This is a genomic window from Paenibacillus sp. FSL E2-0178, assembly GCF_038593005.1.
Lineage (GTDB): Bacteria > Bacillota > Bacilli > Paenibacillales > Paenibacillaceae > Paenibacillus_AQ > Paenibacillus_AQ phytohabitans.
This window is the reverse complement of the sequence record NZ_CP151953.1, coordinates 267384-282308: the sequence shown is the minus strand read 5'-3', so window position 1 is coordinate 282308 and position 14925 is coordinate 267384. Positions and strand designations below refer to the sequence as shown.

At 55.6% G+C, this 14925-nt stretch carries 3 protein-coding genes; all 3 read right to left on the bottom strand.

What is annotated here, in order from left to right:
- Positions 1–14: 14 nt before the first annotated feature.
- The 3 genes from MHI42_RS01300 to MHI42_RS01290 are packed head-to-tail and all read right to left on the bottom strand — an operon-like array spanning position 15 to position 14923.
- Positions 15–2210, bottom strand: coding sequence for a beta-ketoacyl synthase N-terminal-like domain-containing protein (locus MHI42_RS01300; RefSeq protein WP_342422454.1), 2196 nt, complete (start codon positions 2208–2210; stop codon positions 15–17).
- On the bottom strand, positions 2203–8586 hold the full coding sequence (locus MHI42_RS01295) for an SDR family NAD(P)-dependent oxidoreductase (RefSeq protein WP_342422453.1): 6384 nt from the start codon (positions 8584–8586) through the stop codon (positions 2203–2205). Before MHI42_RS01295 ends, MHI42_RS01300 begins: the two co-directional genes overlap by 8 nt.
- A gap of 34 nt (positions 8587–8620) precedes the next feature.
- The gene (locus MHI42_RS01290; RefSeq protein WP_342422452.1) at positions 8621–14923 is read right to left on the bottom strand and encodes a beta-ketoacyl synthase N-terminal-like domain-containing protein; all 6303 of its coding nucleotides are present in this window, start codon (positions 14921–14923) and stop codon (positions 8621–8623) included.
- Between the last annotated feature and the right edge of the window lie 2 nt (positions 14924–14925).

The window sequence follows — 14925 nt, the reverse complement described above, 5'->3', positions numbered from 1 at the left end:
CGCTCTTACAGCTTCTAGCTTCCCCTGCGGTATTCTTCGATGACGATATGGCAGTTCGTGCCACTGAAGCCGAACCCGCTGATTGCAGCCATTCTGGAGCCCCGTTTGTTCTCCGGCCAATCTACCAGCTCGGTGTTGATGTAGAAGGGGCTTCCGTCCAGCCTGATCTTCTCATTAAGCCGGTTATAGTGGATCAGCGGCGGGATTTGTCTGTTTTTCAGAGACAGCAGGATTTTGATCATTCCGGCGACACCGGCGGCCATTGTGGCATGTCCGATATTGGCTTTGACGGACCCAAGCGCGCAATACTGGCTGTCCTGCGTAAATTCGCGGAACGCTTCGGTCAGGGCCTTTACTTCGATCGGATCCCCCAAAGCGGTGCCCGTTCCATGCGCTTCGACATAGTTGATCTCGGCCGGATCGATGCGGAACTTCTCGTACACGCGTTTCTCCAATTGAATCTGAGAGTTCACGCTCGGTGCGGTAATGCCATTGGTCCGGCCGTCCTGATTCACACCTGAGCCGCGGATTACACCATAGATATGATCCCTGTTCTCCAGCGCCTGCTTCAGCGGCTTCAGCACCACGACCCCTACACCCTCACTCAGCAAGGTTCCGTCTGCTTCCTGATCGAAGGGTCTGCATACGCCCTGCGCTGACAAAATTTCCATCTGGCTGCTCTGCACCATGCTGTCCGGGGTAATCATCAGCCGGATACCTCCGGCCAGCGCCATGTCGCACTCCTCATTCCAGAGGCTGACACATGCCTGGTGTACGGCAACCAGCGACGAGGAACAGGCGGTATCTATTGAAATGCTCGGGCCTTTCAGATTGAGAAAATACGAGATTCGCGCAGCCAGGATCGACGAAGAAGTTCCGGTAAAAGCATCTGCGGTATTGCTTAGACGGTTCGCTTCCAGATGCTTGGTATAATCGCTTGGTGCACAGCCGACAAATACGCCGCAGCGGGTATCCTGCACCGCCTGGTCGGAATATCCGGCATCCTCCAGCGCCTTCCAGGCCTCTTCCAGAAAAATCCGCTGCTGCGGGTCCATAATCTCCGCTTCCTTAGGAGAAATATTGAAGAATAACGGATCGAATTCATCCACATGGTCAAGCAGTCCGGCAACCGTACAATAAGTCTTCTGATCCGCTTTCCGGTCTTCGTCATACCATGCCCGAATATCGAACCGGCTGGCGGGAATTTCACCCGTGCTGGCTACACCGTCACGGAGATTACGCCACAGCTCTCTCGCCGAAGCAGCGCCGGGAAATCTGCCAGATAACCCGACAATCGCAATGCCTTCTGCCGCGGCGGCTAGGGCTTGGTCAACGGAAACTCCTGGTGGAGCTTCCGGCATGATCTTTACCGGTTCTTCCGCAGGGCGGGAGGCGGCAAAGCCCAGTTTGATTTTACCTGTAGCCTCTGTACTTGAAGCTGCGGGAGCTATGGGGGCTGGGCCGGTTTTCAGTGTCAGCTTGGGCGCTCCAGAGGCCGGTTGTCCAGCGGATAAGGCAGCCTGCGCCGCAGATGCTTGTTCCTCCTTGGCCTGACGCCCGGTTAGTGGCTTCAGGGATCGGGCGGCGGGCGGCGAGACTGCGGCTGGTTCAGAAGCTTTTACCGGCTCCTTAAAGTCGTTCACCGGCTCCTTCATTGGCGCTTTCGGTTTGGACGGCGCTGCTGCCGGTTTGTTTGTCGAGAATTGATCGATTAGATCATTCATATATTCATATCTGTGGTTCAAACGCTGGGACTGGACAGGTTCGTGTATCTGCTCTTGCGGGTTCGCATTCGCAGCACTGGCATTGATTCGCTTCACCGGCATTGCGCCGCTGTTCTTCTGAATCTCATCTACCATATACCGGGCCAGCTCGGGAATGGTCGGATAATCATAGAGCACGATGCCGTCAAGCTGGATATGCAGCGCTTCATTCAGATCGCGGACAATTTCCACACTGCTGATCGAATCAATGCCCATTTCCTTAAAAGAAAGCTCATGGCTCAGCTCCTCCGGCTGAAGCTTCACTACCCGGCACAGCACATCCTTGACCTGCTGCTCCACGGCTTCCGGAGAGAGGGTCTGCTCTGCACCGGAAACCGCATCTCCCCGCTGCTTTAGCTCATGGATACGTCTCAGACCTTCGCGTGCCTCCAGCTTATGGTCCTTGATCTGCTGCAATATGTCCTTGATCGTCTCGCCGTTACTCATAGTACACCTCCAAAAACTGGGCTACTTCGTCCACATCCAGCTCATCCTCGTTCAGCCTGGACAACAGCTCCAGCAGATCACGGTCCTCCTGGTTAACCGATGAGGCAGAAGAGCTGGCGGATATCTCTGATACTCCTGATCCGGCAAGCCCTCCTGAGATCCCGGCTGCTGCTTCCCCTTTTATACCTGATGATGTTCCCGAGACTGCGGATACTGCCAATAATCCCGGTATTCCCGTTACTTCCGCTTCCTTAACCTGTAAAAACGCCCCCAGCTTGCGCCCGATATGCGCGGCAAGAAGATTAATAGAGTAGTAGTCATAGATATCGATGGTGTCGAGCTGCAGGCTGAAGCTCTCATTGAGATCGCGCACAATTTCAACGCCGCTGATGGAATCCACACCCATATCCTTGAAATTCATATCCTCGTCCAGTTCTGCTTCATCCAGTTGTATCCGGTTAGCGATGATCCGGGTCAGTTCGTCCTTGAAGTTCCGTCCGGCTCCTGCTGAACCGTCATGGTCCGTTAAACCGGAATGTATACCCCCGGTCGGCAGGCTTGCCTTGTTTCCTTTATCTTCAGGTGCAGACAGGGTTGCTGCCGTTACAGCTTCCCGCTCATTCCCCCCTGTTTCCGCGGCCCGGTATAAGTGGCGGATCTTTGCTTTGACCTCTGAGGTGGTGAAGGTAATCCGGTGCATTTCATTCTCACGTTCCACGCATTGCAGCAATGAATCCAGCACCCGGCTGGACAGCTCCTGCTTCAGCACACTGACCGTGGTCCTCGGCTTCTCGGCTATCAGCCGGGCAACCGACACCGCCTCCTGCAGCACCTTGTCCTTTGCCCGGAAGATGACGGAGGCTGATCTGCTTTTGAGCTGTTCGCCGGAATACATTTTGGCCGTGAACATCATCTCAACCGCGAGATTCTTGCCCAGTTTGTCCTCCAGAATGAAGGTTGCGCCCATCCCCGGAGTGAAGCCGTATTTGGCAAAAGCAGCGGAATACAAGCTCTCCTCAGCCATAACCACAATATCCGCATACAGTCCGAACAGCAGGCCGCCACCGGAAGCGTGGCCTTCCATCGCAGAGATCACAGGAATAGGGCACTCCAGCATCCCCCTGTACAAAATCGGCGCATCTGTGAAGCTCAGCTTGGAGTCGGAAATATCCAGCAGCTGCTCCTGGGTTCCGCCCATGGAGAAGATCCGTTCATTCCCGGCAACTACAATCGCCTTGACCTGCTCATCCTGCTGCGCGGCCTGGAAGCAATGGGTAAGCCCCTGTATAACCTCATGGGTAAAAGTATTGTTATGCTTGGCATCCTGAATCCGGATAATAGCGACGCCGCCCTCCACATGCTCCAGCATAACTTCATTTCCCGCATACGCCGGAAATGCTTCAGGCGCTGCGAATCCGGCACTTGGAGCGGGTTCTGCATACTCTTGTATAGTTGTAATTAGTTGTGAAGGGTTAATCGGCTCGATCCAATAGCTTTTACGGGCAAACGGATAATGCGGCAGCGAAAGAAGCTCAGGTACGTCATTCCCGTATAATGTCCGCCAGTCTATAGCTGCGCCTTCCGCCCATGCCTGGGCCAGGCGTTCAGCATCGCCCAGCGTATACGGATTCGCCTGGATTTGTACATGGCTCTGCATTTGCGCCTTGCTTGCCTGCCCTTGTGCAGCCGTGCCTGCCTCTGACGTGAACAGTTGAGCGGATGCCCGCTGCTCCAAATAATCCCCGATCGTCACCAGCAGCTCACTAAGTGTACGGTACACGACAGCCAGCCGGTGCTTCATGGGTTCCCGGGCCACCTGAAGTGTATAGCTGAGCCCCGGCAACGACAGTTTCTGCACCGCCCCGGCCCTGACTTCAGCAGCCTCATAACCTTCCATACCTGCAACTCCGTGTACAAGCTGACTGCTGAACTCTTCCACTGTTAAGTCACCGCTAACGGCAGAAGCATTTGCCTGGATGCCAAAGCTCGCCAGGAGCCTGTCACACAGCTGGATGAATTCAACAGGCCCGAGGCCCAGCTCCTCCAGAGAGTGATCCTGTCCAATCCCGGTGACCGGAAGGTCCAGCATTTGAGCAATGACCTCCTGCAGGGCAGTTGTCATGTCCTTATGACTACCGTGGCCCTCTGTTGTTCTTTGTTCCATAAAAGCTTTCATCCGCCGGGCATAAGCCTGCAGCCGTTCAGGGGTCTGCGCGGATAATATGAAGATATACGGATCATTATCAACATTCTGCTGATCCTGATTCCCTCTGCTTCTGCTGCCGGTATATTGCTCCAGAATGACATGGGCGTTAGAACCTCCCGCACCAAAAGCACTGATGCCGGCGCGTCTCGGGTACACCGTTGTCCGCCCGTTTGCGTTACGGGTGACCGGCTTCCACGGCTCCAGCTTCTGCTGAATGTAGAAGCCCGAATCGCCAAGCCGGATATGCGGGTTAATTCGTTCAGAATGAATTGATGGTACAAGCTGCCCGTGCTGCATCTGCAGAAGCACCTTGGCGATGGAGGATATGCCTGCAGCTGCTTCGGCATGGCCGATATTGGACTTGACTGAACCGATGGCACAGCTGAAGGCTTCATCCTTATGGGGAGCAAAAGCATTCATCAGCGCCTTGATCTCAATCGGATCGCCCAGCGAGGTCCCCGTGCCATGCGCTTCGATATAATTGATGGTGCCGGCATCGATGCCGCTTCTGCGAATCGCTTCGGACACGGCCTCCTCCTGTGCACGCTGATTGGGAACCGTGAACCCGCTGGCCTCCCCGCCATGATTAATGGCGCTGCCCTTGATAACTGCATAGATCCGGTCATGATCCCGCTCTGCCTGCCTTAGAGGCTTGATCAGAATGGCGCCCGCTGCCTCGGCAGGCACGTAACCATCGCCGCCTTCGCCGAAGCTGCGGCACCGGCCATCCGAGGAAGCGAAATTCCCTTGGGACAACAGAAGATACTTATCCGGGTGCACGGAGAGATTCACCCCTCCAACCAGGGCCATGGCACAATCCTGATTCTTCACACTTTGACAGGCCATGTGCAGTGCCGTCATCGACGAGGAACACATGGTATCAATGCCCAGCGAAGGTCCGGTCAGCCCAAAATAATATGAGACCCGGTTGGCAATGGACGAGAGGGTGGAAGTGGAGACCTGCCGGCTGGTGTTGTAGAGCTGGTACTGCATCCACATGGCTCCGGTGAATACGCCTACCTTTTGACCCTTGAGCGCAGACCGGATATACCCGCCATCCTCGAATGCTTCCCAGGCCAGCTCCAGAAATACCCGCTCATGCGGGTCCATCAGCACGGCTTGATAAGGGGCCACATTGAACAGCAGTGAATCGAACTTGTCCACATCGCGGAGGAAGCCGCCCCACCGGGAGCTGTCCTTGCCCCAGCTCTCCCGGGCAATCTGCTGCTGCTCCTCATGACTCCACCTCAGCGGATCGATCTCCGATACGGCGTCCCGTCCTGCCTTGAGCAGCTCCCAATACTCCGGCAGATTGTCCGCACCCGGAAATCTCCCGCTGATTCCGATAATCGCTAGGTCATCCTCTTCTGTACCTCCGGCAGAACGGATAGTCGGATTCGGTGCCATCTCAGGCTGTGTAGCCGCCGTTTCCTTATGTAACTCCTCATTCCACTCCCCGTCCCGGACCAAGACAGCGTCAATCCTGCTTTCTTCCCCCGGAACCATGAGCAATAGGGTTTCTTCCCGCTGCAGCGCCCATTCCAGCGCCTCTATCCCTGCGGAAGTCTCCAGGAGCGAGATGCCAAATCTGTGTTTTAGCGCAAACTCCGTATGTTCGTCGCCTTTCATGCCGCCTTCGCGCCAGAGTGGCCAGTTGACGGACAGGGATTTGCCGCTTCTCAGCCCCTGCGCTCTCCAGAGTTCTCTTTGCTGTATATAGCCATCCATATATAAATTGGCATACGCATAATCGCTTTGACTTGGATTGCCCAGAATTCCCGCCACGGAGGAAAAAGCGGCAAAAAACGTGAGCGGCTCCGCCTTGAACACTTCATCGAGATTGGCCGTACCCTCCGCCTTCACCCGCAGCACCTGACGCAGCTCATCACTGTCCTTATGCACCAGTAACGAATCGCGTGTAAGTCCCGCACAGTGAAAGATTCCGTCCAATTCCCCATACTTCTCTTTCACAAAAGCATGCAGGCGCTCCACCGATATCCGGTCCGTTACATCACAAGCTACATACTCCAGACGCTGATGCGCGCCTAACCCTGCTGCAGCCTCTTCCGGCAGCTTGGCAGCTCTGCCGCAGAGAATGGCTGTCCCGCCCTGCTGCAGAACATGGGCTGCCAGCTTCAGTCCGATGCCTCCGGCTCCGCCTGTAATCAAGTAGACCTGATTGCTGCGAATGGCCGTTTTACCTCCGCCAGCTACGCGTCCTGCCTTACGGTAGGTCTGTATTCTCCGTATGTCCTGCTCATACACCACACGGCGTCCGCTATCCCAGCCCCTGTAGAGTTCATCTTGGAAAATAGTCCGGAGCTGCCTGCGGTTCTCCGCATCCAGGCCAATACATTTATAAGCCACCTTATCCGTTTCGGATTGGATGCAGTGCAGGAATCCCTCCATCGCTGCATCGCCCGGATGAGCGGCAGAACCTTCTTGATCGAAGAAATACAGCACCTTTACTGCCGATTTAATTCTGCTTCTCAGCAGCTCCCGCAGGATGTAGAACATGGGGATCACCTGCTGCTCGGACTCCGGCAGACCGCCTTGCTTCCGCCCGCCGCAATTCAGGCTGTTGACCAGAACTGTGGGCATGCGGTCCGCTGCCTGCAATTCATCTGCCAATTGCCTGTAATCATCCTCGCAGTTAAAGTTCATGCGGTAAATGCCAGCTTCTGCTGCGGTAAATTGCTCTCCCGGAAGCACAAAGGTGTAGCGATTGCCTGCCTCTATTCCCGCCAGAGACAGCAGCTCATCCTGCTGCCCGCACAAGACCAGTACCTGCTCCTGCTGTCCCGGGTATCCTGACTCGCTAAGCTGTGTTAGCGGGCCGTTGATCCAAGCGGAGGTATAGGCGTGAATGGCCGCAGCGGACGGTTCCGGCTTGACCGATTGATGCACATCGCCAGCCGCTGTATCGGAGCCAAAAAACGAATCGCTATGCTCCCGGAGAATATACTGGCTTAACTCCTCCATCGTGGCGTATTCAAACAGCAATGTTGGGTAAAGGGGGCATCCCAGCTTCTCTTCCAGCCGCTTGACGATGTCCAGCAAATGCTGTGAGTTCAGCCCTTGATTGTAAAAACCCTCATCGGTCCGCAGCTCAGCCTCATCCCTTCCGGACAGACCGCTTACCAGCCGCTTCAGATAAGCGGTGACGGCAGCCTTGCGCATACCTTCTTCCGCCGGATCTCCTATACGGGCCAGCGGAGCTTGGGCTTTGACTTGGACCGGCTCCAGCTTAGCAGGTGCGGACGAAGCCAGTGGGGAAGCTGCTGGAGATTGAACCTTCAGAGGCCCGCTGATCAGTTCCCTGGAGCGGATCTTCTTCAGGCCCCAGCGTCTGAAGCTGGCAATCTCCTGTCCTTGCCCGTTATACACCTCGATATCGAAATACATCAGGTCCTTGATGTCTCCATCCGGATAACCCTCATCCTTGATATAGACATAGATCTGCTCCTTCATCGGTTCATAGGAACGGAAGGATTCGATGAACATCGGAATGGAAGCCTGAATGTCCCTGGAGAAATCCAGCTCCTGCAATACGACGAATCCCTGAACCAGCGTTGCCGCATCCAGATAACAAGGGTGCATGTAGAACTGGTCCATATATTCCTTCGCCAGCTCGCCCAGGGTAATCTCAGCCAGGATACGCTGATCGCCGTAATACAGCTTCCCCAGACCCTTCATAAATTCCAGATGGCGGATATCAATTCTCCGTACATAGCTGTAGGCATGGTCCATATCTTCTACGCGATGACTCAGACTTTTAATCTGCTGAATGTCGATTGATTTCCTCTCGCCGGTGCGCGCAGGGGACAAATGCAGCTCACAGCGCAGGTTTTCATCCCAGGTACTGTCAAGAAGCTCGTGCTCCTTAATCTTCCGGCTCTGCGCCACGACCTCGTATCCGTCCGCTTTTTTGGTGAACGAGATTTGGATTTTTTTATCATATTGTCCGCTGGTGGAGACCGGCTCGCTGAACAGAACCTTGCGCAGCTCGATATCCCGCAGGTTGATGCCCTTGGTCTGCAGGAACCGGTAGATCATGTCTAGCAGCGTCACACCCGGCATGATCCGTACTCCGTGAACCCGATGATCTCTGACGATATAATTGCTGTTTTTAATTACTGTACTGAACTTCACACCGTTTAAAGCGTCCATGCGTGCACACCTCTCCGCTCTCCCGTATTCATGCCTACTCTTCCACGAATTGCAGAAAGGACAGCTGATCCTGTTCATCCTGTGTCTGCCTGCCCTCTTCCTTCCCGCGGTTTACCCAGGCCTGCTGCCTGTTATACAGCGGTGCAGGCAACGGATATCTGCGCCGGGTATAACCGTTGAGTGCATCCTCCCCGCACTCCCCGATGATCATATGAACATTGGTGCCGCCGAATCCGAAGGAGCTGACGGCTGCCCGCCGGACCTCCCCGTGGCTGTCCCAGGCTGCGGCCTCAAGCACCGGATAAAAAGGCGAGTGCCCGAAGTCGAAGCGCGGATTGGGCCGGCTGCAATTCAGCGTGGGAACAAGCATCTTGTGGTGGACGCACAGCGCCGCCTTAATGAAGCTGGCAATGCCTGCCGCGCTGAGGCAATGGCCGATATTGGTCTTCACGCTGCCCACACCGCAAAAGCCTGTGGCACCGGTATATCTTTTGTAAACCGAGGTCAGGGCCTTCAGCTCAATGGGATCGCCGATCATCGTACCTGTGCCGTGCGTCTCCACGTAACCAATCGTCTCCGGGTTAATACCGGAACGGCGGATCGCTTCAGCGATAACCTCTTCCTGGGCCTGCATGCTTGGGGTGGTAACCCCCATCGTACGGCCGTCATTGTTGGTTGCCGAGGCTTCAATGACCGTGTAGATTCTGTCTCCGTCGGCGAGGGCCTTGGCCAGCGGCTTGAGCAGCACCGCCCCGCAGCCTTCTCCCGGGACGATGCCGTTCGCCTCCTCATCAAAGGTATGGCATTTGCCGTCCGGCGACATGGCTTTGGAGGCGCTGAATACGAGATGGGGACGCTCATCCAGAAGCAGATCCACCCCCCCCGCTATAGCCATTTCCGACTCGCCGGAGCGGATGCTCTGGCAGGCCAGGTGCAGACTGAGGAGCGAGGAAGAACAGGCGCTGTCCACCGTTAGGCTGGGACCCTTGAGATTGAAGAAATGGGAGGCATAAGCCGCGATGAAATTTTGCCCGATGCCGATGATCGTATTCTTATTGATATCCTGCACCCAGCCCGGATAAGAGCCTGGATGGGCGCCGATGAATACACCGACCTTCTTCCCGCTGATGTCCTCCATCTCATAGCCCGCATCCAGAATGGTCTCCGCAGTAACCTCAAGGGACTGACGCATGAGCGGACTGATCTGCTCCACATTCTCCTTAAGGCCGAAATACCCGCCGTCGAAGCGCTCGATATCGTCCAGGAACCCGCCCCATTTGCTGATGCTTTTGCCTTCTGCATAGACAGGTGCGTACCATTCATCCTTATCCCAGCGGCTGGCCGGAACCTCCGTAATACTGTCCAGTCCCTGCCGCAGATTGTTCCAGAAGGCGTCCTTGTCTCCAGCCCCCGGAAAATGGCAGCCCATGCCGATAACGGCAATCCGTCCGTCATGCCTGCCTTCAGGGCTAGGCGTTTCGTCCTGTACGTTGTGTACCGCTTGCATTCTTGCTTCCCTGCCACGGCCGTAATGAAATTCCGGCACCCGGTTATACGGTTCAGCGAATCTGATTCTATTGCCTGTCAGCAAAGGCGGGTCATCCTGCACCAGCTCCGGCTGACTCTTATATTCTGCGCCGGTTGAGCAGAGATGCTCTGCCAGCGCGCGCATGTCTCTAAGCTCGAAGAACAACGCCGGATCCATGCGGGTCTGAAAAGCGGTGTCCAGCTTCTTAATGACCTCGATCAGCAGAATGGAATCCACACCGATTTCGGCAAACGGAACATCCTCACGTACACGGTCCCCCGGCAGCTTCAGCTCTGCACAGAAGATATCCAGAATCAGGGCGGACGCTTTTTGCAGCTCACTTGGGGTACTCAGTGTATTCTGTACATTCCCCCCGGCTACCGCAGTGTCAGGACTGCCTTGACTCTTCACAACGGCCTTCGCCCCAGGTAAACCCTTACTCCGTTCAGCGCTTGCCTTGATCAATAATTCCGGGCGGTAAAGATCCATATCCAGGATAGCCGGAATCACACTTGGCGGATTACTGCCAATGATGATGTCCTCCAGCATGAAGAGGCCGTCGGCAAGGCTGTGTGCGGTAAGTCCTGACTGTGTATAGAGCGGGCTAAGCTGAAATCCGGAATCCGCCAGCATCCCGACCTCTGACCAGCTCGGCCAGATGATCGACTGATAATAACTGTTTCCGAGGGTGTGCTGATGCTGTGCATACAGGTCCAGATAATAGTTGGCTGCGCTGTAATCGCTAAGCCCGGCAGACAACAGCGGCGCCAGAGCTGAAATGGAGGAGAATAGAACAAAGAATTCCAGCTTATCCTGGGCAAAAATGTGCTGGAGTGCCGCCACCCCTTCAACCTTAGGTTCAAAGACCTGCCGGATATCGGCGATTTTTTTGTTCACAAAGGCCGGGTGCTGATTCAGATTGGAGCCTGCGCAGTGCACAACACCGCCAATTCCGCCCCACTGCTGCCGGATGCTCTCAACAAAAGGCATAAGCTGCCCGGCATCGGTCAGCGAACCGGAATACACCTCAACCTGGGCACCGGAGGCTTCCAGCTCCACTACCCGCTTGATTCGTGCCAGACTTCCCGGATCATGGACAGTGCCGGACAAGATGTCCGGCCAATCCTCCCGGGCAGGAAAAGCCTGAACCCCCATCAGCACCAGCTTCCGTGCGCCTCTTCGGATCAGCAGACGGGCCACCTCGGCCCCGATCCCCCGCGTGCCTCCGGTAATGACGTAGACCTTCTTGGGGTCTACCTTCAACCGGTTATGCCGTTCGCGGCCGATCCATTTATTCTGCTGCTTCAGCGTGGTGATAACCGGCTCATACCGCAATCCGTCCGCATAGCACGCTTCAGCGGTAGCGGATTCCAGGCTTAATTCGCCTAGGACAATCCGGAGCTGCCGGTTAATATCCGAAGCATCCAGGCCGATATCCACGGTGCGGGCGGTGACTTGTCTATATTCTGCGCCAAGCGTGCGGATGATCCCGGCGATATCCGCTCCGGCCAGAGTAGCCGTACGGTTCTCCGGATTCTGAACCCCGCCGGTCAAATGAACAATCCGAAAATCCTTGCCCGCCTGCTTAACCAGCGCTTGCAGAAGCATGATTTTACCGTAGCTCTGCTTGGACATGGGCTTCGGCTGTGCATGGAGATCGGAGAAATCAACGATTCCCTTGAGTTTCAGCTTCATCCCGAGTACGGCTTCAATCGTCTGTTCACTATCTTCTGTAAGCGTGAAGTCAACAGGTAACACGGAGTCACGGGCTTGCTGCGCCTTTCCGTCACACAGGATTAGCGGTTCTTCAAAGCTTGCTCTGACCGCTGCAAGTGCGTCATCATCCATTTCTTCATTTACGATGATGAGATACTGCCCTTCAACCCGTTTGCGCTCAAGAGGCTGCTCCGACTTCATCCATTCCTTCTTAAGCAGAGCATATTGCTCCCCGGTAACAATCTCACGGGTGCTGACGGGGACCATCTGGATGTTCTTAAAGTACAGCACCGCTTCACCCGACTCATTCAGCACATGAACGTCATAATGAAGCTCACTGCCGGTAGTCTCCAGACCACCCGACTGAAAATGAACATATTTCGCCGTTGAGGCTTGGCGGATTAGCTGTATTTCGCCGATCTCATAAGCTGCAGACGCCGTGCCGCCATTGCCGATAATATCCATGTTCAGCCCCTGCAGGACAGCTTCAGTTAACATAGCTGCCATGACATCGTCCTCCGAATGGAATGGGCCTGGTGAAATTACCGCCAAGTGGTCTGTCAGGCTGCTGTACAAGCCTGTTATGATCTGTGCCTGTGCTTCATAAGCTATACCTTGATTCTCCAGTACCCGGTAGACTTCATCCCCAGTCCGAACCTGCGCTGCTTCCTGCTTGAGCTTGCCTATATCCACCGCTGCCGGTTCGTGAGACGGATAAGCCAGGCCTGTTCTGGCCGTACCTGCCGCCAGGATATCCTGCTGCGGTCCTTCGTGCAGGATAGCGAACCGGAGGGAATTCCCCTCACCCTCACCTTGAAGTTGAATATTCAGTTTCACTTGCTGCTTGTCAGAAGCAGGATGGCAGAACTGAATCTGCTCCAGTGAGGCAATACCCGGAGCACCACTTCCCAGCAGTGCTGCCTGCGCGCCTATAGCCAGCAGAATAGCTTCGCTGAATACCGCTGCCCCATAAATGGACTTGCCGAACACGGATTTTCCGGCAGCCTCCGGTTCACTTATGAAGCCGATTCCCTGCACCGTTGACACATTGCGGTGAACCAGCGGATGTAGCTGCCCCTCTGCCGCTGCTCCAGCACTTCCGGCAGCCCCGGCAGCTGAACTGCTTCTGGATACTTGGTCAGCTCCTGTGGCAGCTCCGCCACTTCCGGATACTCCGCGAGCCCCTCCGGCAGCTGCGGTACTTCCGGCAGCTCCGCCATTCTCCGCGCTTCCCTTCTCATCCGCTGCCTCAATCCAGCAGCGCATATAATCGAAGGGATAGCCTGGAAGCGGCACTCTGCGGAAGCTCCCGGCAGCGGACAGGCTTTTGAAATCGGCTGCATAGCCTTTGATGTAATAATTGGCAATCAACTGTGCCGCCTTTGCCCGTTCCTGCGGAGTAAGCCGGTCCTGATGAAACTGGACCAGCAATTGCTCCATCTTGGATTTCAGCGCAGGGTTCACCCGCTCACTGCCGCCCGATCCGCCGCCGCTACACCAGCCTGAGCTTGGCTGCTTATGAAGAAAAGCCTCCAGCTCCCGGACCAGCTCTTCCTTGCTTGCGGCAATGAACATGCTGCGGTAGGTGTAATGATCTCTTCCGGCCAGCAGCGTATACGATATATTGGCCAGTCTGCCCAAGCTTCTGTGCTCCTGCAGATAATCCCGCAGATGCTGTACCTTGGCCTCGAGTGCCGTATCGCTTTTCGCTGACAAAGCGAACAGCAGCACTTTCCCGTCATTGTCCCCGGCTGTGCCGTTGACAGCTTCTTCCTGCTCTATATGCTCCGCAATCACCACATGGCAGTTGGTTCCGCTCATTCCAAACGAGCTGACCGCCGCCATTCTTGGCCGTCCGGCTTCCCTGCGCCATTCCTCGGTCTCTTTTCCAACATAGAATGGGCTGTTCTTAAAATCGATTAGCTTGTTCCCCTCACCAGAGTGAAGCGTAGCGGGAATTCTGCCGTGCTGCAGGCTAAGGAGAACCTTGATCAGACCCGCCATGCCCGAGGCGGACAGGGTGTGTCCTATGTTGCCTTTGACTGAGCCGAGATGGCAATATTGCTTCTTGTCCGTGAATGCGCCGAAGGTCTCCGTGAGGGCAGCGACTTCGATCGGATCCCCCAGCCGTGTGCCCGTGCCATGTGCCTCCACATAGCTGATGTGTTCAGGGTTAATCCCGAATTTCTCATAGACTTCACGTTCCAGCGCTGCCTGTGAGAGACCATTTGGGGCGGTAATGCCATTGGTTTTACCATCCTGATTGACCCCGATGCCCTTGATGACTCCGTAGATGTGGTCTCCGTCCCGCTTCGCGGCAGCATACTTCTTGAGGAGCACAGCACCCACGCCTTCACCCAGGCCTATGCCATCCGCCTCCTCGGCGAACGGCTTGCAGATTCCATCGGTGTTCAGCATCCCCAGCTTGCCAAGCGACATATAGATCCATGGCGTGAGCATAAGCTGGACACCTCCGGCGATCGCCATCTCGCTGCTGCCGTTATGCAGGCTGTCACAAGCGAGTGACAAAGCTACCAGTGACGAGGAGCAGGCCGTATCCAGGGCGATGCTCGGCCCCTTTAAATTCAGCAGATAGGAAATTCTCGCCGGAATGACCGACAAGCTGTTCCCCGTAGGGACATGCTCGTTCGTCTCACCAAGGAACCGCTCCAGATACTCCCCTTGCTGAAGGCCCACGAAAATGCCGCATTTGCTGCCTGACATATCCTGCAGCGAATATCCCGCATCTTCTATGGCCTTCCAGGATTCTTCCAGAAACAGCCGTTGTCTGGGGTCCATATGCTCCGCTTCTTTAGGTGAGATGTGGAAGAACAAAGGATCGAATTGATCCGCGCCCGGGAGAAAGCCCCCATAACGGATATGTGCCCTCTGCGCCGGGGTCAGCTTGTTCAGCTCCGTGCGTTCAGCAGGCGCTTCCTGAAGACTGCTCACTTCCTGCACAAGGTTGTCCCAATACTGCTGCACATTGCGGGCGCCGGAGAATCTGCCGGAGAGGCCGATAATGGCGATATCATCGCTGCGCACATTCCCATTATTTTGCGTAAAGTCCGGTGTATGTGTTCTGCTCTGCATCG

What these genes read in the sequence shown, in the direction of transcription:
- MHI42_RS01300 (WP_342422454.1), bottom strand. Translation starts at nt 2,210, where the DNA reads ATGAGTAACGGCGAGACGATCAAGGACATATTGCAGCAGATCAAGGAC.
- MHI42_RS01295 (WP_342422453.1), bottom strand. Translation starts at nt 8,586, where the DNA reads ATGGACGCTTTAAACGGTGTGAAGTTCAGTACAGTAATTAAAAACAGC.
- MHI42_RS01290 (WP_342422452.1), bottom strand. Translation starts at nt 14,923, where the DNA reads ATGCAGAGCAGAACACATACACCGGACTTTACGCAAAATAATGGGAAT.